Origin of the sequence: Rhodanobacter sp. Col0626 (assembly GCF_049994385.1) — a bacterium.
In the GTDB taxonomy this organism is placed as follows: Bacteria; Pseudomonadota; Gammaproteobacteria; order Xanthomonadales; family Rhodanobacteraceae; genus Rhodanobacter.
In genome coordinates, this window is the sequence record NZ_CP188260.1 from 3,550,092 (window position 1) to 3,571,564 (window position 21,473).

Sequence of the window (21,473 nt, forward strand, 5' to 3'; positions counted from 1 at the left end):
GGCTATTCGCCGACTGGCGTTCGCCGGTTACCTCCAGACGCGACAGGTGCCGTGTGGCCAGCGGCTGCGTGCAGGGCCGGCGGGCCTGGCGCGCTCCCTCGCCGGAGCCGCGGATCGATCCAAGCTACAATGTCCGGCCCACGTGCCAGCCAATCAGTTCCCATGCCCTCGCATCTCCAGGAAACCCTTCGTCGTCGCACCTTTGCCATCGTCAGCCATCCTGACGCGGGCAAGACCACGCTGACCGAAAAGCTGTTGCTGTTCGGCGGCGCGATCCAGATGGCCGGCTCGGTGAAAGGACGCAAGGCGGCGCGGCATGCCACCTCGGACTGGATGGCGCTGGAGAAGGAACGCGGCATCTCGGTGACTTCGTCGGTGATGCAGTTCCCGTACGAGGGCAAGATCGTCAACCTGCTCGATACACCGGGACATGCGGACTTCTCCGAAGATACCTACCGCGTGCTGACCGCGGTGGACTCCGCATTGATGGTGATCGACTGCGCCAAGGGCGTGGAAGAACGCACGATCAAGCTGATGGAGGTCTGCCGCCTGCGCGACACGCCGATCATGACCTTCATCAACAAGCTCGACCGCGAGGGCCGTTCGCCGATCGAGCTGCTGGATGAGGTGGAATCCGTGCTCGGTATCGCCTGCGCCCCACTGACCTGGCCGATCGGCATGGGCAAGCGGCTGAAGGGCGTGTATCACCTGGCGCTGGACGAGGTGCACATCTTCGAGCAGGGCAAGAACTTCACCCGGCAGGACTCGACCATCTTCAAGGGTCTCGACGCACCCGGTCTGCTGGAGAAAATCGGCGACGAGGCGATGCGCGAACTGCGCGACGAACTCGAACTGGTGCAGGGCGCCGCGCCGTCGTTCGATCTCGACGAATACCTGGCCGGTCGGCAGACGCCGGTGTTCTTCGGCTCGGCGGTGAACAACTTCGGCGTGCAGCTGCTGCTGGATTTCTTCATTGAGCACGCGCCGTCACCGCGGCCGCGCGCCACCACCACGCGCGAGATCCAGCCGCAGGAAGAAAAGCTGTCCGGCTTCGTGTTCAAGATCCAGGCGAATATGGATCCGGCGCACCGCGACCGTGTGGCCTTCATGCGCGTGTGCTCGGGCACTTACAACGCCGGCATGAAGATGATCCAGAGCCGCACCGGCAAGGAAGTGCGCATCGCCAACGCACTGACCTTCATGGCAAGCGACCGCGAGATCGTCGAGACCGCCTATCCGGGCGACGTGATCGGCCTGCACAACCACGGCACCATCACCATCGGCGACACCTTCACCGAGGGCGAGCAAGTCAGCTTCACCGGCATCCCGAACTTCGCGCCCGAACTCTTTCGCCGCGCGCGGCTGCGCGACCCGCTGAAGATGAAGGCCTTGCAGAAGGGCCTGGCTCAATTGAGCGAGGAAGGCGCCACCCAGTTCTTCCGCCCGTTGATGTCGAACGACCTGATCCTTGGCGCGGTCGGCGTGCTGCAGTTCGAGGTGGTCGCGTACCGGCTCAAGGACGAATACAACGTCGACGCCAGTTTCGAGCCGGTGACGGTGACCACCGCGCGCTGGGTGCATTGCGACGACGAGAAGAAATTGGCCGAGTTCCGCGAGAAGAACGCCATGAACCTCGCCATCGATGGCGCCGGCGAGCTGGTTTACATCGCCCCGACCCGGGTCAACCTGCAACTGGCGCAGGAACGCTGGCCGCAGGTGCGCTTCGCCAACACCCGCGAGCACGCGGCGGCGGTCGAGCTGTAGCGAACGAGCGGCGCCGCTGCTAACGTGCGGATCTTCAAGGGGAGATCACGCATGCACGACCAGGCCATCGCCTTCACCACACCACCCGGCTCGCCCGCATGGAAGCGCTGGCTGCTGTTCTCGCCGCTGGCGCGGATCGTGATTTTCGCCCTGCTTTTCGCGGTGCTGAGCTTTGCGGTCGGCGCATGCATGCACACGCTGGGCTGGCTGGCCAAGGACGCCTCGGCCATGCATCACGCTTGGGCCCAGTTCCTGATGCGCGCCCTGCCCGCCTTGCTCGCCTACCTGCTGCTGGTGCGGCTGGTGGAGCGCCGCCCGATCACCGAGCTGGCACCACGCAGGCTGTTGCCGGACGGCGCCAGGGGCACGGCTGCCGGCCTGTTGCTGTTCAGTGCGGTGATCGGCGTGCTGTACCTGCTGGGCAGCTATCACGTCACCGGCACCAACCCGAACGCGCAATGGTTACCGGCTTTGCTCATGTTCGGCCTGGGCGCGGGTATTGGCGAGGAGATCATTACCCGCGGCGTACTGTTTCGCATCGTCGAGGAAGGTCTGGGCACCTGGATCGCGCTGATCGCCTCGGCGCTGTTCTTTGGCGCCGCACACATCGGCAATCCCGGCGCCACGCTGTGGAGCTCGGCCGCCATCGCGATCGAGGCCGGATTGCTGTTCGGCATGATCTACCACGTAACCCGCTCTCTGCCGCTATGCATGGGCCTTCACGCGGCGTGGAACTTCGCCCAGGGCACGATCTACGGGGTGCCGGTCTCGGGCATGAAGGCGGATGGCTGGCTGGTATCCACCCGCAGTGGACCGGACTGGCTGAGCGGCGGTGTGTTCGGTGCGGAGGCCTCGGTCATCGCATTGACGTTGTGCTCGCTATGCACGCTGGGCCTGGTGATCGTGGCACTGCGCCGCGGCTCGATCGTGGCGCCGCCATGGCGGCGCCGCTGAGGCGGCTCGGCCGCCGCTGAATCGCGGCGATCGGCCGGCTATGGTTCGGCGACGGCAACGGCTACCCTGTTGAAGGCCCAGTCGCCGGCCCGGCGATCGCGGAACAGAACTGTCCACCGACTCGCCGTGACCCGCATGCCGCAGCCTACCCAGCCGAAAAAGAATTCCTGGCTCGCCAATCAGTCCATGCAACGCAAGATGATGCTGGCGATCGGCCTGCTTCTTGGGCTGTTCCTGATCGCCAACCTGGTCACCTTGGACTCGTTGCGAACCCAGGACAACAACCGGCACTGGGCCAGCCATACCTATCAGGTGCTGCTGCAGATCAATGCGGTGCAGCGCGCCGCGCAATCCAGCCAGGTCGGTGCTCGCGGGTTCTTTCTCGGCGGTTCGGCAAACGAACTGGCGACGTTCCGCACATCCACACATGAACTGAACCAGCGGATTGCCGGTTTGCGCCAGTTGCTGGCCGACAATCCCCTGGAGGAAAGCCGACTCGACACGGTCGCCTCAATGGCCACGCGCTGGCAACAGGAAGTACTCGACCATGGCATTACTCCGCTGAGTCGATTGAACCTGAGCGCTCCCGAGGTTCAGTTGGAGCGACAGCGGATCCAGGCCGATTATCTTGCGCAGCGCACCGTCCGCGTCGAGGACCTGTCAGCCGTGCTGGATCAGATGACAGGCGAGGAAAACCGCTTGCTGGCGTTACGCAACCATCAGCTCGATGTGGCCCTCACCAGCACCAAGGCAATCAACGCGCTGACCATCTTGTTGGGCGTCCTGCTCGGCATCACGGTCATCCGGCTTACCTCGCGGCTCGTGATACGTCCGTTGCGGCGACTCACTGACCAGATGACGAGGCTGTCCAACCACGACCAGGACTTCGAGATACACCGACCGGATCGCCGCGATGAAGTGGGCGAGATCGCCCGCGCCCTGCAGGTGTTCAAGCAGATGTCGCTGGACACGGATACGCGCGCATGGATTCGCTCCCGCGTGGCGGAGATCTCGCAGGTGCTGCTGCAGGCCACCACCCACAAGGATTTCGCCCAATGGCTGACCAGCGAGGTCGTGCCGCTGTGCAACGCGGGGCTGGGCCTGTTCTATTCGTTCGACGACGCACGCCATCGACTGGACCTGCTGGGAAGCTACGGCTTGCGCATCGACAATCGCTCCGCCGACCAGCACATGCCCGGCGAGGGCCTGGTCGAACAGTGCGTAGTGGAGCGCAAGGCGATCTTCCTGGATCAGGTGCCGACCGATTACCTGCGCATCGGCTCAGGCACCGGCGAAGCCGTGCCGGGGCATGTCGCGATTCTGCCGATGATCTATCGCGAAACGTTGATCGGCGTACTCGAGCTCGGCAGCTTCGGGCCACTGACCACCTTGCAGCGGCAACTGCTGGACGAACTGTTGCCTATTGCAGCGCTTTCACTGGAGAACCTGAATCAGGCGGTGCATACCCAGGATCTGTTGATCCAGACACGCGAACAGGCGGACGAACTACGCCTGTCCGAACTGGTGATGCGCCAGCAAAAAGAGGTGTTGCACGAAAGCAACGAGACCCTGCAGGCAAAAACCACCGAACTGGAAGAACAATCGCAGCGGCTGATTGCCTCGGAGGAAGAACAACGCGTACAGGCGAAGGAGCTTCGTTCTTCCAACGAAGATCTGCGGAGAATGACCGAGAGCCTGAACCAGCAGAAGGTCGTGCTGGAACATCTGCAGCGGGAAACCGAGGAAAAGGCGACCGAACTGGCGCGTGCCAGCCAGTACAAATCGGATTTCCTGGCCAACATGTCGCATGAACTGCGCACGCCGCTGAACAGCCTGCTGATCCTGTCGCGCAGCCTGGCAGACAACGATACCGGCAACCTCGACGACGAGCAGATCGAATCGGCGCAGATCATCCACGATGCCGGCAACAGCCTGCTTCATCTCATCAACGACATCCTGGATCTGTCCAAGGTCGAGGCAGGCAAGATGGAAATGTTGATTCAGGAGGTTCGCATCGCCGAACTCGGCAGGAGGTTGCAACGCACCTTCGTCCATCTCGCGAGCGAGAAGCGGCTGGATTTCGCCCTCTCGATCGATGACGGGCTGCCCGCTACCCTTGCCACCGACGGCGGCAAGATCGAACAGATCGCCAACAACCTGCTCAGCAATGCCTTCAAGTTCACTGCCAGCGGATCGGTGAATCTGCGTATCGGTCGTCCACCAGCCGATCTGGACATGCCAGCCGCCCTGGCCAATCAACCCTTGCTGGCGATCACGGTGAGCGACACCGGCATCGGCATTCCCCAGGACAAGCTCGAGCGCATCTTCAATGCCTTCGAGCAGGTTGACGCAAGCACCAGCCGCCAGTTCGGCGGCACCGGTCTGGGCCTGGCGATCTCGCGACGCATGGCGCAACTGCTCGGCGGCGACGTCATCCTGCAAAGTCAGATCGGGCAAGGCAGCCGATTCACCTTGCTGTTGCCGGAAACACCGCCGCCCGCCGCCGCAACCACCGTCGACAGGGAGGAAGCAGGCAGCGAGCGACATCGACATTTCACCTCGTCAGCCCTGTTGCCGATGTCCATCGAGGACGACCGCGGATCGCTCCTGCCCGGGCAGACCGTCATCCTGGTGATCGAAGACGATCCGGCATTCGTGCGCATCCTCATCGACATGATCCATCGCAGGGGCTATCGCGCGCTCGCCGCGATGAACGGCGAATCCGGCCTGCAGCTGGCTCGCGAGCATCATCCGTCGGGCATCCTGCTGGATGTTTCGCTGCCGGTGATGGACGGCTGGACGGTGCTGGACCGGCTCAAGGTAGACGAAGCGACGCGATCCATCCCGGTGCACTTCGTCTCCGTCAGCGACGCCGGCACGCGTGGCATGGAACGGGGCGCGATCGGTTTTCTGACCAAGCCGGTCAGCCGCGAATCCATTGCCGAGGCACTCGATCGCCTGTTGCGTTTCGGCGAGGGCAAGCAACGACGCCTGCTGGTGGTGGAAGACGACGACGCCTCGCGCAAGGCCATACGCATCGCCTTGCGCGCGCATCACGTGGACGTCGACGAGGCCGGCTCCGCCGAGGACGCACTGCCGAAGATCAGCGGCAACGACTACGACTGCATCGTGCTGGATCTGGGGCTGCCAGGCATGTCGGGCCTGGAACTGATGGAACACCTTTCGGCCAGGCCGGAGGCCATGCCGCCGGTGGTGGTGTATTCGGGACGCGAACTCGACTCGCAGGAGCAGCTGAAGCTGCGCAAGTACGCCGACGCCATCGTGCTCAAGGGCGCACGTTCCAGCGAGCGCCTGCTGCAGGAAGTTGGCGCGTTCCTGCAGGACATTCCTCCTCCCGTGGCCCGGTCGGTCACGAACGCGGGCCTGCCGGTCTCGCTGGCGGGCCAGCGCGTCTTGCTGGTGGACGACGACATGCGCAACCTGTTCGCGCTGTCCAAGGTGCTGCGCGGCTGGGGCCTGCAAGTGAGCATGGCGCAGGATGGTTACAAGGCACTGAAAGTGCTGGAAACCGAACAGCGGCCAGAGGTGGTGCTGATGGACATCATGATGCCGGGGATGGACGGCTACGAGACCATCCGCACCATCCGCAAGCTTCCCGACTTCATGGATCTGCCGATCATCGCGGTGACCGCCAAAGCCATGACGGGCGATCGTGAGGTCTGTCTGCAGATGGGCGCGAACGATTATCTTTCCAAGCCGATCGACATCGACAAACTCGCAGCCACGCTGCGCGTCTGGCTGCCGACCGCACGATCGTGATCGCGCGTACTGGCGAGCGGTCGCGACAGGCGTCGCCAAGTACCAACGCGCTCGCAAACGCGAGGGGTTTCACGCCTAGCAGCATCGGCATCGGTTAGGGTTGCTCCTTCGATAGCCAGGGACGGCGCGAAAAAGGAGCACCTGGTGACGCCGAAAATCTTGATTGTCGACGACACGCCCGCGAACCTGGTGGCAATGCGTCGCCTGCTCGCACGTAGTGGTGCCGAGCTGTACGAGGCGACCAGTGGCAACGCCGCGCTGGCACTTTGCCTCGATCACGAGTTCGCGTTGATCCTGCTCGACGTCAACATGCCGGACATGGACGGCTTCGAGGTGGCGAGCCTGCTTGGCGCAGCCGAGCAGCTGAGCGAGACACCGATCATTTTCGTTACCGCCGCCTACGCTGACGACGTGAACCGGCTCAAGGGTTACCACTCCGGTGCCGTGGATTACATCGCCAAACCGATCAATGATGTCATTTTGCAGTCGAAGATTCGCGTGTTTCTGGAACTGCATTCGGCGCGCATGAAGCTGCGCGAGGCGATGGCCGAACTGGCCGAGCGCAACGAGGAGCTGCATCGGGAGATCGCCGAGCGCAAGCTGATCGAAACCATGGTGCGTCACCAGGCCAGCCATGACCCGCTTACTGGGCTGCCAAACCGGGCCCTGTTCCGCGACCGCCTGCACGGTGCGATTCAGCGTGCCATCCGCCATCACAGCCGCTTCGCGCTGGTCTGCATCGATATCGACGGATTCAAGAGCGTCAACGATACCCATGGCCATGCCGCCGGCGATGCGCTGCTTCAGGAAATCGCCAATCGCCTTCCCGTACATCTGCGCAGCAACGACACGGTGGCCCGTCTGGGTGGTGATGAATTCGCGCTGGTGCTGGAAGAGATCGACGATCCACGGACGGCGCTGCAGCTGTGCGAAAAGCTCTGTGCCGAACTGAGAGAGCCTTATCACCTGCACGTCGACGGCAACGCGATCGAGGTACGCGTGGGCGCCAGCATCGGCATCGCGCCGTATGTACCGAACGAAGGTGCCGATGCCGAGGAGCGACTGATGCATGCGGCGGACCATGCGATGTACGAGGCCAAGCGCAACGGCAAGAATGGCTGCGTGCTGGCGGGCTGAGCCCGCACCGATCGGCTCGTTCAGCCGCGCTTGTGCGGCGACACCCACATCAGCACACGCGCACGGAAAACAACCTCGCCAGCACGATCGGTAACTTCGATCCCGACCGGCCACTCGCCGACTTGGCCGGATACCGGCACGGCTGCCTCCGGCGTGGCGACACCGCGCATCGAGCCCACGGCCTTCTTCAGGTATTCAACCGTCATGCCCTTGGGAATCCAGCGCATGCCGGCGGGAATAGTCGCATCAGTCATCACCCCGGCACTGAGTTCGGCCAGGTTGCACAATGCGATCGCATGAACCGTGCCGAGGTGATTGTGCACGCGCCACCGATCGCGGATGCGCACCTCGCATCGTCCCGGCTCCAGCGTCACGAAGCGTGGTGCGATGGTGGCGAAGTACGGCGCCTTGAGGCAGACCAGCCGCGAGAAAATCCAGTGCCCCGCCGGCCAGCGCGTGATGCGGCGGTACAGCGACAGTACGGATGCACTCATCGGTCGCCTCCATAGAAGATCCGGCCCGCAAAGCGGGCCGGATGGATCAGCTTGATTCAGGCCGCGCTGGGTGAGCTGGCACCCGCCCTTGTCTTGAACGCGCGCAGCTCGTCGGTATCGAAATCATCCACCGAGATGAACTCGAACACGCCTTCGCGCACCCGCCGGAGCAGGTCGGCCTCGGCTTCGGAGATCACCCCGGCCTGCTGCGCCTCGGTCAACTGGCCGAGGTAATCGTGCGACGTGAACTGGCCGGCCTTCAATGCCTTGCCGAACTTGCGGTCGACCGGCTCGGCAGCGATCACGTCCGGCAGCAGCGCCTTCATGCGACCGACCGTGTTGTTCGCCGTGGGCGTGGTGTAGACCCAGTCGGTGAGGCGATCGAGCGCTTCGTTCGGCGCGGTGAGCAGCGCGGCGACACGGCGGCCCAGGCGATCGGACGGTGGCACTTCGCGGCGACCCAGCGGAAACACCAGCACGCGCAGCAGCCATGCGACCGGACGCACGGGGAAGTTGCGGATCGCACCGTCCAGCGCGTTCTGGATCAGCCACATGCACTCGTGGAAGCCCCAGGCCAGAAACGGGCGATCCGCTTCCGGTCGGTCGGTATCCTCGTAGCGCTTGAGCATGGCGCTGGCTATGTACAGATAGCTCAGCACGTCGCCGAGGCGCGCCGACAGCTTTTCCTTGAACTTCAGCTTGCCGCCGAGCACACCCATGAACACGTCGGCACACAGCGCCAGCGCGGCGGAGTAGCGATCGAGCTTGCGGTAGTAGCGACGGGTATACGCGTCGCCAGCCGTCTCGCCGATGCGCGCGCCGGTCAGGCCCATCGCAAGACTGCGCACAGCGTTGGAGATGCCGAAACCGATGTGGGCGAACAGCAGCCGATCGAACGTCTTCAGCTGCTCGCCGCGATCGGCGATCGACAGCGCCTGCATTTCCTTCAGCACGTAGGGATGGCAGCGGATCGCACCCTGGCCGAAGATCATCAGGCTGCGCGTCATGATGTTGGCGCCCTCCACCGTGATCGCGATCGGTACGCTGGCCCAGCCGCGACCGGCGTAGTTCTTCGGACCCAGCTGCACGGCCTTGCCGCCGTGCACGTCCATCGTGTCGCTGGCGATCCGCCGCGCCCATTCGGTGGCGTGGTATTTCGCGATCGCCGAGGTCACTGCCGGTTTCTCGCCGCGATCGACGGCGGCCGCTGTCGCGCGCGACAGCGCGGCGGTGGCGTAGGTGAGACCGCCGATGCGTGCCAGCGCTTCCTCGACGCCTTCGAAGCGCGCCACCGCCAGGCCAAACTGTTTGCGCATGCGCGCGTAGGTGCCGGTGGCCAGCGCGGAGGCGCGCATGGCGCCGGTGGCATTGGACGGTAACGAAATGGCGCGGCCCACCGACAACACCTCGACCAGCATGCGCCAGCCGTGGCCGGCCATCTGCGGGCCACCGATCAGCACCGACAGCGGCGCGAACACATCCTTGCCGTGAATCGGGCCGTTCTGGAACGGGATGTTGAGCGGAAAGTGGCGGCGTCCGATCTGCAGCCCCGGCGTCGAACGCGGCAGCAGCGCCAGCGTGATGCCGAGGTCTTCCTTGTCACCGAGCAGATGCTCGGGGTCGTACATGCGGAAGGCCAGACCGATCACGGTAGCGATCGGCGCCAGCGTGATGTAGCGCTTGTCGAAGGTGAGCTTGATGCCGAGCGTCTCGACCCCGTCGACCATCTGCTTGCAGACGATGCCGATATCGGGAATCGAGGTGGCGTCGGAGCCGGCGTACGGGCCCGTCAGCGCAAAGCACGGGATCTCCTCGCCGACCGCCAGCCGTGGCAGGTAGTGATTCTTCTGCTCGTCGCTGCCGTAATGCAGCAGCAGCTCGGCCGGCCCGAGCGAGTTCGGCACGGCCACGGTGGAGGATACCGTCGCTGACATGGTGGAGAGCTTCTGCAGCACCGCCGAGTGCGCTAGCGCGGAGAACTGCAGGCCGCCGTATTGCTTCGGGATGATCATGCCGAAAAACTTGTGCTTCTTGATGAAGGCCCAGATGTCCGGCGGCAGGTCGGCCAGCTCGTGGGTGATCTGCCAGTCGTCGATCATCCCGCACAGCTCTTCCACCGGGCCATCCATGAAGGCCTGCTCCTCCACGCTCAGCTCGGGCTTGGGCTGCTTGAGCAATTCGTGCCAGTTCGGCTTGCCGGAAAACAGCTCGCCCTCGAAGCCAACCGTGCCCGCTTCCAGCGCGGTCTGCTCGGTTTCGGACAGCTTCGGGGTGACCTTGGCGAACATCTTCAGCAGCGGCGCGCTGATCTGCTTGCGGCGGAAATCCACCAACAGCAGGGGCACGGCGATCAGCAGTTCGATGATCAGCAGGATCACCATCGTCCACGGCGCACGCAGTACCAGGCCGACCACCAGCGTGGTGACGATCGTGACGATCGCCCACGTCCGCAAACTGCTGCGGTGATAGGCACAGGCGCCAGTGGCAATCAGCGCCGCCAGCAGGGTCAGTATCACGGACATCTCAGCACCTCATCACGGTTGAACAGCGCCGGCATGCGGCCGGGTCATGGTTGGGCAAGACCGGCCCGCTGCCGGTCGGTCGATAGATCCAGACTTTGCACGAAGCGGGCGACTTCATGCGTGAATGCGTCGTTCGCGTCACCCGCCACCATGTGCGTGGCATGCGACAGTTCCACGTGCCGCGAATGCGGCACCAGTTGCATGAATTCTTCGACGGTGGCGCGCGACACCACGTCGCTGCGCGCACCGGACAGCAACAGCACGGGTACGTCGATCTCCTTGGCGGCGGCCTGCAGGCGTGGCTGGTAGCGTTCGCTTTCCTGCACCAGCTCACCGGCCAGCAACGCCGGATCCCAGTGCCAACGCAGCCGACCATCACTGCCTTCGCGAAGCAGGGGGCGCAGTTGCTGCTCGCTCTTGCGTTCACGCCGCTGCGGCAGGTAAGCGGCGATCTGCTCCGCGGCGTCGGCGTAGTTGGCGAAGCCATCCGGATGCGCCTGCATGAACGCGAGGATGCGTTCCACGCCGGCGGTTTCCCAGCGCGGCGTGATATCCACCAGCACCAGTGCGCGGAACGGCGTCGGGCGTATTTCGCCGGCCAGCACGATGCCCAGCAGCCCGCCCATCGAGGCGCCCACCAGGATCGGCGGCTGCGGTTGGGCCGCGGCCATCCGCAACAGATCATCGGCGAACTGATCCATGTGGTAATCGTCGCCGCTGGCCAGCCGATCACTTTCGCCATGGCCGCGCGTGTCGAACGTGACGCAGCGGCAGCCGGTTTCCGCCAACGCTGCTGCCGCCGTACGCCATGCGCCGCGGGTCTGCCCGAAGCCGTGCGCAAACAACAGCACCGGGGTGCCGGCCGGATTCCACTCTTCCACCGCCAATTCCAGATCGGCCACGGGAAAACGGCTGAGCGTGCTTGGGGACGGCATATCATTAACCATACGGATGAGTATGGGTTGCTGGGGCAAGCGCCGTCAACCGCCCGGACAGCAACGCCTGGCCCGGCCCGAAAGCTCGCCGCGTTTGCCGCTGCGGTCAGCAACTACATTACAAATTCACGGGCTATGGCTACCATACGGCCATGAATGTCAGCAGCAAGCCAGAACGTACCCGGCTGTCGGCCGAGGATTGGGAATTAGCCGCCTTGCACCTGATCGCCGAACAAGGTGTCGGCGCATTGGCGGTGGAGGCTCTGGCCCGCCAGTTGGGCGTGACCAAGGGCAGCTTCTACTGGCATTTCCGCACCCGTGAAGCCCTGCTGCATGCCGCGCTGGAACGCTGGGAACAGTACGGCGAGCGCGAAATCATCAACCAGATCGAGCAGATCGCCGATCCGCGCAAGCGCCTGCCCGAACTGTTCCGCCGGGTTGCCCACGAATTGCAGCCGCATCGCGTCTATGCCGCTTTGCTGAAAGCACTGGATCATCCGCAGGTGGTACCGGTGATGGCGCGGGTATCGCAGCGACGGATGGAGTTCCTCACCACCGCCTATCGCGAGGCGGGGCTGGCGCCGCCACAGGCGCTGAACCGGGCGCGGCTCACCTATGCCGCATACGTCGGCTTCCTCCAGCTCAATTTCACGCTGGGGCTGCCGCGACTCAACCACGAAGAGTTCGACGCCTACATCGAGCACATGATCGCGACGCTGATCCCGGCCTGATTTCACTCCATAGCGTGTCCGGACGGCGCCCTGTGGCGCCGTTTTTGCTGCAAGAAACCTTGCAATACCAGTGCCCGCAAACTAGCGTTTCAGATCACTTTTTCTGAAAACCTCAAGAGGACACTGATGACCAGCAAGCTGGAAGCGCTCGAGCAGTGGGTTGACGAAGTGGCAGCGCTGACGCGCCCCGCGCAGATCCATTGGTGTGACGGTTCACAAGCCGAATACCAGACACTGGTGCAGCAGATGCTGGCCGATGGCACCTTGATCGAACTGAACCAGCAGACCCATCCGGGCTGCTATCTCCATCGCTCCCACCCCTCCGATGTTGCCCGGGTCGAGCAGCTGACCCTGGTCTGCCACCCGAACGAGCAGGACGCCGGCCCGAACAACCACTGGACGGATCCGGCGCAGGCGCACGCCAGGATCGATGCGCTGTTCGACGGTTGCATGGAAGGTCGCACCATGTATGTGATCCCGTATTGCATGGGCCCGATCGACTCGCCGCTGGCGCGCTGTGGCGTGGAGATCACCGACAGCCCGTACGTGGTCGCCAACATGAAGATCATGACCCGCATGGGCGCCGCGGCGCAGGCGCGGATCGAACGCGAAGGCGCCTTCGTGAAGGGCCTGCACTCGGTCGGCGAACTCGACCCCGCGCGCCGCTGGATCATGCATTTCCCGGCCGAGCTGTCGATCAAGTCGTACGGCTCCGGCTACGGCGGCAACGCGCTGCTGGGCAAGAAATGCCACGCCCTGCGCATCGCCAGCCACCAGGCGCGCAGCGAGGGCTGGCTGGCCGAACACATGCTGATCGTCGGCATCGAGAACCCGCAGGGCGAGACGCACTACATCGCCGCCGCGTTCCCCTCCGCCTGTGGCAAGACCAACCTGGCCATGCTGATCCCGCCGCAAGGTTATCGCCAGGACGGCTGGAAGGTGTGGACGGTCGGCGACGACATCTGCTGGATGCGCCCCGGCGACGATGGACGTCTATACGCGATCAATCCCGAGGCCGGTTTCTTCGGCGTGGCGCCCGGCACCAGCGACAGCACCAATCCGAACGCACTGAAGAGCATTTCGCACGACACCATCTTCACCAACGTCGCCGTCACCGCCGACAACCAGCCGTGGTGGGAAGGCCTGCCAGGCACGCCGGTCACCGACTGGCAGGGTAGACCGTACGACCCGGCCAACGGCCCGGCTGCGCACCCGAACTCGCGCTTCACCGTCAGCGCGAAACAGTGCCCGACCTGGTCGGAGATGGCCGAGGCGCCGCAGGGCGTACCAATCAGCGCGATCGTGTTCGGCGGCCGCCGCCCCTCGCTGTTGCCGCTGGTGATGGAAGCGCGCGACTGGAACCACGGCGTGTTGATGGCCGCCGCGATGGGTTCGGAAACCACCGCAGCGGCCACCGGCGCAGTCGGCGTGTTGCGTCGCGACCCGATGGCGATGAAGCCTTTTTGCGGCTATCACTACGGCGACTATTTCGCGCACTGGCTGTCGTTCGACCAACCCGGCGCGAAGCTGCCGAAGGTGTTCCACGTCAACTGGTTCCGCAAGGGCGCCGACGGCAAGTTCCTGTGGCCGGGCTTCGGCGACAACCTGCGCGTGCTGGAGTGGATGATCGACCGCGCCAAAGGCCGCGTGCCCGGCGTCGAGACGCCGATCGGCATCCTGCCCGCCGCGAACGAGCTGAAACTGGATGGGCTCAAGCTCGATCGAGCCCAGCTCGACGAATTGCTCGACGTGGACAACGCCGGCTGGCAGGCCGAACTGGCCGCGATCGGCGAATACCTGCAGGGCTTCGCACCGCGCCTGCCAGAACGGCTGTACCGGGAGCAGCAACGCGTGGCACGTGCCCTGAACGACAGCGCCGACCTGCCACGCCGCGAAGCCGCCGCGTCCTGAAACCATCCACTCGCGGGCAGGATCATGCCGACCTGCCCGCCTCCATTTTGCCTTCCGCTCTTCCCGCCGTCGGCGTTCAAACCCTTTCGCGCGGGACCGCATCCAAGCTGGCAAGATGATCGCTGCCTGCCCCGCTCCTGGAAGCTCCATGTCGCCGACCCCCACGGGAGCGAACGATACCGATGACGTGCGCGCCGCGGCCGCCGGCGATCGCCAGGCGTTCCAGCGGTTGTATCACCTGCACGTGGGCCGTGTGCATGGCGCGGTGTACCGCCTCGCCGGCTACGATCGCGCCCGTGCCGAAGACCTGACCCAGGATGCGTTCATCCGCGCCTGGCAGAAACTGCCCGGCTTCCGTCACGAGAGCGCGTTCGGTACCTGGCTTTACCGGCTGGCGGTGAACGTGGCGCTGATGGACATCCGCGCCCGCCACGCCGACCCGGTCAGCATGCTGGACGACGACCACCTGCCGGATACCGGCGAAACGCCGTTCTGCGCAGCCGAACGCGAAGAGCTGGAACACGCGATCGGCCAGTTGCCGCCACGCGCCCGCGCCGTGCTGGTGCTGCACGACGTCGAAGGCTGGAAGCACGAAGAGATCGGTACCGAGCTGGGTATGGCGGTCGGTACGTCGAAAGCGCAATTGCATCGCGCCCGCGGTTTGTTGCGCAAAGTGTTGGGAGAAAACTCATGAACGAATTCGAATGGCGCCGACAGATGCGCGACCTGCGCCAGCCGCTGGAGCCGCGGCGCGATCTGTGGGCATCGATCGACGCCGTGCTGGACGACGCCGAGCGCACCAGCGAAAGCACGCTTCCGGCGCTCTCGCTCCGCCGGCCCGGCCATCGTCGACGCTGGCTGATGGCCGCCGGCCTGGCCGCCTCGCTGGTGCTGGTCAGTGGCATCGGCTGGCGCCTGCTGCAAACGCCGACCGCTACCCCGGTCGCCAGTACCAAACCAGCCCAGGCCAGCTGGAAACCGGCCGATCCACGCCTGGCCGGCGCCGCGGTCGAACTGGATGCCGCGCAGATGGAACTGCGGCTGGCTATCCAGCAAGCCCCCGATTCACCGGCATTGCAACGCCTGCTCGACCGTACCCAACTGCAACAGACGCAACTGCGCCAACTGGCCAACCAGGCCGGCTGATACCACCAGGAACCATCATGAAAACCGTCCGCTATCTTCCGCTTCTGCTGTGCTTCTGCATCAGCCAGGCCTTGGCCGATACGCCGATCCAGTTGCATCACGACGCCACGCCCACTGCCCGCATCAGCGTCAGCAATATCGCCGGCACGGTGAACGTGACCGCGTGGGATCGCAACGAAGTCCAGGTCAGCGGCCGGCTCGGCGATGGCGCCAAGCCGCTGGCGATCACCGGCAGCAATGGCGATCTGGAAATCAAGGTCGAGCCGCAGGGCGGCTCCGGTCCGTTCAACTGGGGTGGCGACAGCAAGATGGCGCCGACCTCGCTGGAACTGCACGTGCCCAAGGCGGCTTCGCTCGATGTCGATGTGGTCAGCGCACCGCTGGTCATCGATGGCATGGACGGCGGCAGCATCGAGATCAATACGGTCAGCGGCAGGGCACGGATCAACGCACGCACGCCCTCGCTGAAAGTGGACAGTGTCAGCGGCGGCATCGAACAGGCCGGACAGGCCGGACAGGCCAGCCTGCAAACGGTGAGCGGCGATATCCTGGCGCCTGCGCTGGGCGACCGGGTCGAGCTGCAGACCATTTCCGGGCGTATCCAGGCCAGCGGTGGACCATGGCAGAAGCTGACCCTCAGCACCGTTTCCGGCGACGTGCAGCTGACTGGCGGACTCGCTGCCGGCGGCAGCATCGGTATCGACAGCATGAGTGGCGACGTACAGCTGCAGTTGCCTGCCAACACTTCCGGCAACCTGCATGCCAGCAGCTTCAGTGGCGACCTGCGCAGCGATTTCGGCACGCCGAAGGAACCGGAACACGGTCCCGGCAGCTCGCTCGATGTCCGCCTTGGCGATGATCGCGGCAAGATCAATATCGAGACGTTCAGTGGCGATTTGCGTGTGCGCAAGCAGCCCTGACGCAAGGATCGGTCAGCCCGTCACTCCCCCGAAAACCAGAACGCCGTCGCGTGAGCGACGGCGTCAGTTCGACTGACCGGCAGGACGTGGAAAACGGCGATGCCGAGTCGGGTTAGCGAGTCGGTCAGAGATCCTGGTGATACTGCACGTAAGGCGTGCGCGACTGATCCGGTTCCGGTCCCGCTGGCGTATTGGCCGGGGTGCCGGATGACCACAAGTTCTGTGCACCGACGCTCAGCGAGCCGCGCCCCGGCAACCGCCAAGTGACGCCCAGGTCGATGCTGTTCCAGCGCTTGTCCGCATTGAGACCACCAGGAATGCCTGCCTGCGGCTGCATGGTGCGACCGATCAGGACACCGCTCAACGTGCCGTGGTCGACGCCGAAACTCAACGCTTTCTGATCCAGCGTATTGATGCCCAGCAAGTTGCCGGGCAGCAGGTGAATGCGGCCGACACTGGCGCCCAGGTCGATCCCGCTCTTCTTGCCCAGTGCCAGTCGACCGCGTGCGTTGAGCTGGGCGCTGTTGTCGAAACCGGACAGGCCATCGACACCAGGCGCGGCGCCCGGCAGTACCCGCGGCAATACGGCGTTGTTGTTCGGCGTGCTGTTGGCACCCACGCTCAGGCCGACGCTGTAGCGGCCCGCATCATAGGTGGCGCCCACTTCGCTGCCGAGCACCCGCGTGTTCTGGTTGAACCATGTGTGTTCGCTGATCTCGGCGTGCGCCTTCAAGCCCGAACCCAGCCCGTATTGCAGGCCGGTCGTCATCACGCTGGCCGCATCGACCACATGCAGCGACAACGGTGCATTGTCGCGCAACGCGTCGGCACCGGTGGTGCGATCCGCCTTGAGCGTCAGCAGGCGACCGTCGGTGCCACGCCACAACGGCACCATGACACCGGGCTGGACCTCGGCCATCTGCTCCGGTGGCTGCGCCAGCAAACGCTGCGCTGTAGCGCTGTCGCCGCCCACAGACTGTCCGGCCGCGGCAAGCGGCAACAGGAAAATCAGCGACAGTAAAGACAGGCGACGCATGGATTTGGGCCGGCGACTCGTTCAAGGAAGAAATACCCGGTTCGGAGTATACCCCGTTTTACGTTTTACTAACACCCTGAAAACCCCTCCGGAATCACAGATTAGCAGGGGTTTGTGTCAAGCTTCGACCCAACGGGGCGTCCGCAGTTCCGCTGCCAGAAAGCTGGCGACGGGGCCAAATTACACGATATAAAGGCGATTGACGCCGATCCGCCAGATCGTCCCGGAATCCATCACAGTCAATGAGCGCCACACCCACGACCCGTTCAGCCCAGACGCTCCCCCTGGCGCGGGATCCTGCGGCCCTTTACGCGGCTGTTGAAAGATTGTTCGAGGCCTCCGACGCGGCCAGCGTCATGGAAATCTGCGAACTCGTGCTGGGCAATTTCGGCATCCAGGGGCGGCTTCGCTGGCGCCGCCTGGACGAACCGGCCACCCCGGTGGCGACTGGCCGACAACTCAGCCTGGCGGAAGACCCCCAAGGGCCACGCACCCTCATGCTCGAATGGGTCGATCTTCCGCCACCCGACATCGTGCGCGATCGCCTGGACTGGCTGGGCCGACTGGCCGATACACGGTTGCGCCAGCTGGCTGAAACCAGCCGCCTGTACGAGGCCATTTCCCGGCTCGCCCTGGCCGAACGGCTGCAACGCGCGCTGTATGCGATCGCCGAGCAGGCAGGGGCCGATCGTGACATGCCCGAGATGATGCGTTCGCTGCATGCCATCGTCAGCAGCCTGATGTATGCGGAAAACTTCTACATCGTGCTGTACGACGCGACCACCGACAGCGTCCGCTTTCCCTACTACGTCGACATTGCCGACACCGATCCGCCACCGCCTGACCAACATGTGCCGCTGCATGACATGCTGCACAGCCTGACCTGGAACCTGCTGCAGGAAGGCCGCCCGCTAATGGGCTCGATCGACGAACTGAAGCAGCAGTTCGGCGACCGCTTCGTGCTGCTCGGTCCCAGCTGCGAGCATTGGCTGGGCGCGCCGCTGTTGCGTGTCGGCAGGGTCGTTGGCGGCATCGTGATGCAGAGCTATCGCGCCGATACCCACTATTCGCGGCACGACCTGGAACTGCTGAACTACGTGGCGCAGCACGTGCAGACCGCCCTGGAACGGCGCGAAGCCCACATCGAGCTGGGTCGCCGAGTGACCGACCGTACCGCCGCGCTGCGCGAGGCCAATCGCGTGCTGCGTCAGCAGGTGCTGCAGCGCCAGCGTGGCGAGCGTCTGCAAGCGGCGCTGTTCCGCATCGCCGAGTTGGCCAACAACACCGAAAGTCTCGACAAATTCTACGCAGCAATGCACCAGGTGATCAGCGGCCTGCTGTACGCGCGCAACTTCTACATTGCGTTGGTCGACGAGGAAAACGGCCACCTCAGCTTCCCTTATTCGGTCGACGACATGGACAGCGTGCGCCCACCGCGCGCGCACGGCCGCGGCGCCACCGAATACGTATTGCGTCATTGCAAGCCGCTGCTGGCATCGCTGCCGGAGCTGGACCGACTGGTAGCCATCGGCGAAATCAGCTACTTCGGCGCACGCTCGATATGCTGGCTCGGCGTACCCCTGATCTGGGGCGGCAAGGCGATGGGCGTACTGGCACTGCAAAGCTATTCGCCCGAGCACACGTACAACGAACGCGACCAGGAACTGCTGACCTTCGTCAGCTATCACATCGCCAACGCACTGCAACGTAAGCAGGCCGCCTCATCGCTCAAGCAGGCTTATGCCGGCCTGGAACGTCGCGTCACCGAACGCACCCGCGCGCTGGCGCTGGCCAACCGCGATCTGCGCGAACAGATCGCCGAACGGGAACGCGTCGAGCGCCGCCTGAAATACGAGACCCTGCACGACTCGCTGACCGGCCTGCCCAACCGTACGCTGCTGCTGCAACGGCTTGAGCAGGCGATGCAACGGTACAACGCCAATCCGGGTGAGCAGTTCGCCGTGCTGTTCATCGACCTGGATCGTTTCAAGGTGATCAACGATTCCGTCGGCCACCTGGTCGGCGACGACCTGCTGTTCCAGGTCGGCGGTCGCATCCGCGCCTGCCTGAAGACGCGCGACGTGGTCGCGCGGCTCGGTGGCGATGAATTCGCGGTGCTGCTCGAAGGCATCGTCGATACCGGCAACGCGATCCTGATCGCCGAGCGGGTCATCAGCGAACTGCAGGCGCCGTTCCGGCTCGGCACCAAGGAGATCTTCACCTCCGCCTCGATCGGCATCGCCCTGTCCAGTCCGCACTACCGCCAGCCGGAGGAACTGCTGCGCGACGCCGACGCGGCGATGTACAACGCGAAGGATCGCGGACGCCATCGTGCCGCGATGTTCGACGACCGCCTGCGTCGCGAGGCATTGTCGCTGCTGGACATGGAAAGCGACCTGCGCCACGCGCTCAGCCGCAACGAGTTCGAACCGTTCTACCAGCCGATCGTGGAACTCGCCGGCGGTCGTGTCACCGGATACGAGGCGCTGTTGCGCTGGCATCATCCGGAGCGCGGCCTGCTGGCACCGAACGATTTCCTGCTGATCGCCGAGGAATGCGGCTGCGCCGAGGCGATCGACTGGCAGATTTTCGAGCAGGTGTGCACGCAGGCGGTGCGATTGATCGGCACCGAGGGCTTCATCAGCATCAACGTTTCCGGCCGGCATTTCCGCTCCGCCGATCTCGATCTGCGGCTGCTGGCGCTGTTCGACCAGTACGCCGTACCAACGTGCTGCATCCGTATCGAGGTTACCGAACACGCGCTGCTGGAGAACCCGGCCCAGGTCAAGCGGATGCTGCAGAACCTGCGCAGCCACGGCGTCGGCATCGCGCTCGACGATTTCGGTACCGGCTACTCCTCGCTCAGCTACCTGCATCAGTACCCGTTCGAGACGTTGAAGATCGATCGCTCCTTCATCACCGAACTGCCGCTGGACGATGCCGACACGCAAGGCCAGGCGCTGGTGCGTGCCATCCAGGTGCTGGCCGACTCGTTGCAGATGAAGGTGATCGCCGAGGGCATCGAACTCGAATCGCAGCGACAGGCCCTGCTGCGGGTCGGCTGCCGCTACGGGCAGGGCTTTTTGTTCGCCACCCCGCAACCGGCGGCCACCTGGGTCAGTGCCGGCAAGCCGCTGCTGTTGCCCTGAAACGCGACAGCACTCGCCAGTTGTTGCGATAGTTCACTGCGCGGTATCCGGTGCGCCGGGCGCAGCGGCGGCGCTGAGCAGGTGTTCGGCGTCGATGCGATCGAAGTGATAGCGCTGGGCGCAAAACTCGCAGATCACCTCGATCTCGTCACCACGTGCCGCCAGCGCCGCCTCGACCTCGTCGCGACCGAGCGAACGCAGCATCGATGCCACCCGGTCGCGGCTGCAACTGCAACCAAACGCCAGCGGACGCGGTTCGAACAGGCGCACGGACTCCTCGTGATAGAGCCGATACAGCAACTGCTCCGGCGCGCTGGCCAGCAATTCCGCGCTGCCCAGGGTGGCGGTCAGGTGCACGATGCGGTTCCACGCGTCATCGTCGCGGGCGGCATCGCGGCCACCTTCGTCGGGCATCTTCTGCAGCATCAGCCCCACGGCGTGGTCGCCATCGGCCGCCAGCAGGATCCGCGCCGGCAACTGCTCGGACTGCACGAAATAGTTCTCCAGTGCCCCGGCCAGCGTGGCGTGCTGCAGATCGACCAGGCCCTGGTAGCGCTGACCGCGCTCCACGTTGCCGATGGTGATGGCCATGACCGCCTCGGGCAACGTATCCAGCGTCAACAAGTCCGGCAGCGGCTCGTTCCAGCGTGCCAGTCCGCGCAGGCGTCCCTGGTCCGTGCATTCGGCAAACAGCAGGCGCAGGGCAGCGGCGCTCTTCAACTCGATCGACAGCGCACCGTCCAGCTTGATGTTGCCGGTCAACAATGCGCTGGCCGCCATCGCCTCGCCCAGCAAGGCATGCAGCGCGGGCGGGTAATCGGCACGGCCGGCCACTTCGCGCCACGCCGGCCCCAGCCGCACCACCGCGCCGCGCACGCCGGCGCGCTCCAGCAGGAAGCGTTGCAGCACATCGTCCACGGGCACGGTTTCGGCCACGGTCGTCATCTTTGATTGATCCGGCATTTGAGTGCGTTCCAGTTCAACAGGCAAGCGC

General features: G+C 64.6%; 15 protein-coding genes. 10 read left to right on the top strand and 5 right to left on the bottom strand.

Features of this window, described 5'->3' with window-relative positions; all coding sequences use genetic code 11:
* The first annotated feature begins 162 nt into the window (after positions 1–162).
* The 4 genes from ACPPVV_RS15665 (at position 163) to ACPPVV_RS15680 (ending at position 7,635) form a co-directional block, all read left to right on the top strand.
* Positions 163–1,764, top strand: coding sequence for a peptide chain release factor 3 (locus ACPPVV_RS15665; protein WP_426700796.1), 1,602 nt, complete (start codon positions 163–165; stop codon positions 1,762–1,764).
* A gap of 51 nt (positions 1,765–1,815) precedes the next feature.
* The gene (locus ACPPVV_RS15670; RefSeq protein ID WP_426700797.1) at positions 1,816–2,718 is read left to right on the top strand and encodes a CPBP family intramembrane glutamic endopeptidase; all 903 of its coding nucleotides are present in this window, start codon (positions 1,816–1,818) and stop codon (positions 2,716–2,718) included.
* Between the two features lie 135 nt (positions 2,719–2,853).
* Positions 2,854–6,498 carry a response regulator gene (locus ACPPVV_RS15675; protein ID WP_426700798.1) on the top strand — a complete coding sequence of 1,215 codons (3,645 nt, stop codon included), beginning with the start codon at positions 2,854–2,856 and terminating at the stop codon, positions 6,496–6,498.
* 144 nt (positions 6,499–6,642) lie between these two features.
* Positions 6,643–7,635, top strand: coding sequence for a diguanylate cyclase domain-containing protein (locus tag ACPPVV_RS15680; protein WP_426700799.1), 993 nt, complete (start codon positions 6,643–6,645; stop codon positions 7,633–7,635).
* Positions 7,636–7,655: 20 nt separating this feature from the next.
* Here the strand turns inward: ACPPVV_RS15680 and ACPPVV_RS15685 are convergent, their stop codons facing one another.
* Genes ACPPVV_RS15685 through ACPPVV_RS15695 form a run of 3 tightly spaced genes read right to left on the bottom strand, consistent with a single transcriptional unit; the run spans position 7,656 to position 11,586 of the window.
* Positions 7,656–8,129 (bottom strand): hotdog fold domain-containing protein, encoded by a 474-nt coding sequence (locus tag ACPPVV_RS15685; protein ID WP_426700800.1) that lies wholly within the window; start codon positions 8,127–8,129, stop codon positions 7,656–7,658.
* A gap of 56 nt (positions 8,130–8,185) precedes the next feature.
* Complete coding sequence (locus ACPPVV_RS15690; protein WP_426700801.1) at positions 8,186–10,651, bottom strand: acyl-CoA dehydrogenase; 2,466 nt, start codon at positions 10,649–10,651, stop codon at positions 8,186–8,188.
* Positions 10,652–10,695: 44 nt separating this feature from the next.
* Complete coding sequence (locus tag ACPPVV_RS15695) at positions 10,696–11,586, bottom strand: alpha/beta fold hydrolase (protein WP_426700802.1); 891 nt, start codon at positions 11,584–11,586, stop codon at positions 10,696–10,698.
* Positions 11,587–11,738: 152 nt separating this feature from the next.
* On the opposite strand from ACPPVV_RS15695, the gene ACPPVV_RS15700 reads away from it, so the two are divergent.
* The 5 genes from ACPPVV_RS15700 (at position 11,739) to ACPPVV_RS15720 (ending at position 16,294) form a co-directional block, all read left to right on the top strand.
* A complete protein-coding gene (locus tag ACPPVV_RS15700; protein ID WP_426700803.1) occupies positions 11,739–12,317 on the top strand; it encodes a TetR/AcrR family transcriptional regulator in 579 nt (192 codons plus the stop codon).
* Between the two features lie 126 nt (positions 12,318–12,443).
* On the top strand, positions 12,444–14,228 hold the full coding sequence (locus ACPPVV_RS15705) for a phosphoenolpyruvate carboxykinase (GTP) (RefSeq protein ID WP_426700804.1): 1,785 nt from the start codon (positions 12,444–12,446) through the stop codon (positions 14,226–14,228).
* Between the two features lie 148 nt (positions 14,229–14,376).
* On the top strand, positions 14,377–14,922 hold the full coding sequence (locus tag ACPPVV_RS15710; RefSeq protein ID WP_426700805.1) for an RNA polymerase sigma factor: 546 nt from the start codon (positions 14,377–14,379) through the stop codon (positions 14,920–14,922).
* Positions 14,919–15,374 (top strand): hypothetical protein, encoded by a 456-nt coding sequence (locus ACPPVV_RS15715; RefSeq protein ID WP_426700806.1) that lies wholly within the window; start codon positions 14,919–14,921, stop codon positions 15,372–15,374. Before ACPPVV_RS15710 ends, ACPPVV_RS15715 begins: the two co-directional genes overlap by 4 nt.
* A 17-nt stretch (positions 15,375–15,391) precedes the next feature.
* Positions 15,392–16,294 carry a DUF4097 family beta strand repeat-containing protein gene (locus ACPPVV_RS15720; RefSeq protein WP_426700807.1) on the top strand — a complete coding sequence of 301 codons (903 nt, stop codon included), beginning with the start codon at positions 15,392–15,394 and terminating at the stop codon, positions 16,292–16,294.
* 124 nt (positions 16,295–16,418) lie between these two features.
* Here ACPPVV_RS15720 and ACPPVV_RS15725 read toward each other — a convergent pair whose 3' ends face one another.
* Positions 16,419–17,330 carry a hypothetical protein gene (locus ACPPVV_RS15725; RefSeq protein WP_426700808.1) on the bottom strand — a complete coding sequence of 304 codons (912 nt, stop codon included), beginning with the start codon at positions 17,328–17,330 and terminating at the stop codon, positions 16,419–16,421.
* 242 nt (positions 17,331–17,572) lie between these two features.
* Between ACPPVV_RS15725 and ACPPVV_RS15730 the strand changes: the two genes are divergently transcribed.
* A complete protein-coding gene (locus ACPPVV_RS15730; RefSeq protein ID WP_426700809.1) occupies positions 17,573–20,479 on the top strand; it encodes a bifunctional diguanylate cyclase/phosphodiesterase in 2,907 nt (968 codons plus the stop codon).
* Between the two features lie 33 nt (positions 20,480–20,512).
* Here the strand turns inward: ACPPVV_RS15730 and ACPPVV_RS15735 are convergent, their stop codons facing one another.
* Positions 20,513–21,442 (bottom strand): Hsp33 family molecular chaperone HslO, encoded by a 930-nt coding sequence (locus tag ACPPVV_RS15735; protein WP_426700810.1) that lies wholly within the window; start codon positions 21,440–21,442, stop codon positions 20,513–20,515.
* Positions 21,443–21,473: the final 31 nt, after the last annotated feature.

Excerpts from the sequence above, each read along its gene's own strand:
- ACPPVV_RS15675 (WP_426700798.1), top strand. The coding sequence starts at position 2,854 with ATGCCGCAGCCTACCCAGCCGAAAAAGAATTCCTGGCTCGCCAATCAG.
- ACPPVV_RS15720 (WP_426700807.1), top strand. The coding sequence starts at position 15,392 with ATGAAAACCGTCCGCTATCTTCCGCTTCTGCTGTGCTTCTGCATCAGC.
- ACPPVV_RS15670 (WP_426700797.1), top strand. The coding sequence starts at position 1,816 with ATGCACGACCAGGCCATCGCCTTCACCACACCACCCGGCTCGCCCGCA.
- ACPPVV_RS15685 (WP_426700800.1), bottom strand. The coding sequence starts at position 8,129 with ATGAGTGCATCCGTACTGTCGCTGTACCGCCGCATCACGCGCTGGCCG.
- ACPPVV_RS15695 (WP_426700802.1), bottom strand. The coding sequence starts at position 11,586 with ATGCCGTCCCCAAGCACGCTCAGCCGTTTTCCCGTGGCCGATCTGGAA.
- ACPPVV_RS15735 (WP_426700810.1), bottom strand. The coding sequence starts at position 21,442 with ATGCCGGATCAATCAAAGATGACGACCGTGGCCGAAACCGTGCCCGTG.
- ACPPVV_RS15700 (WP_426700803.1), top strand. The coding sequence starts at position 11,739 with ATGAATGTCAGCAGCAAGCCAGAACGTACCCGGCTGTCGGCCGAGGAT.
- ACPPVV_RS15705 (WP_426700804.1), top strand. The coding sequence starts at position 12,444 with ATGACCAGCAAGCTGGAAGCGCTCGAGCAGTGGGTTGACGAAGTGGCA.
- ACPPVV_RS15690 (WP_426700801.1), bottom strand. The coding sequence starts at position 10,651 with ATGTCCGTGATACTGACCCTGCTGGCGGCGCTGATTGCCACTGGCGCC.
- ACPPVV_RS15715 (WP_426700806.1), top strand. The coding sequence starts at position 14,919 with ATGAACGAATTCGAATGGCGCCGACAGATGCGCGACCTGCGCCAGCCG.
- ACPPVV_RS15710 (WP_426700805.1), top strand. The coding sequence starts at position 14,377 with ATGTCGCCGACCCCCACGGGAGCGAACGATACCGATGACGTGCGCGCC.
- ACPPVV_RS15730 (WP_426700809.1), top strand. The coding sequence starts at position 17,573 with ATGAGCGCCACACCCACGACCCGTTCAGCCCAGACGCTCCCCCTGGCG.
- ACPPVV_RS15665 (WP_426700796.1), top strand. The coding sequence starts at position 163 with ATGCCCTCGCATCTCCAGGAAACCCTTCGTCGTCGCACCTTTGCCATC.
- ACPPVV_RS15725 (WP_426700808.1), bottom strand. The coding sequence starts at position 17,330 with ATGCGTCGCCTGTCTTTACTGTCGCTGATTTTCCTGTTGCCGCTTGCC.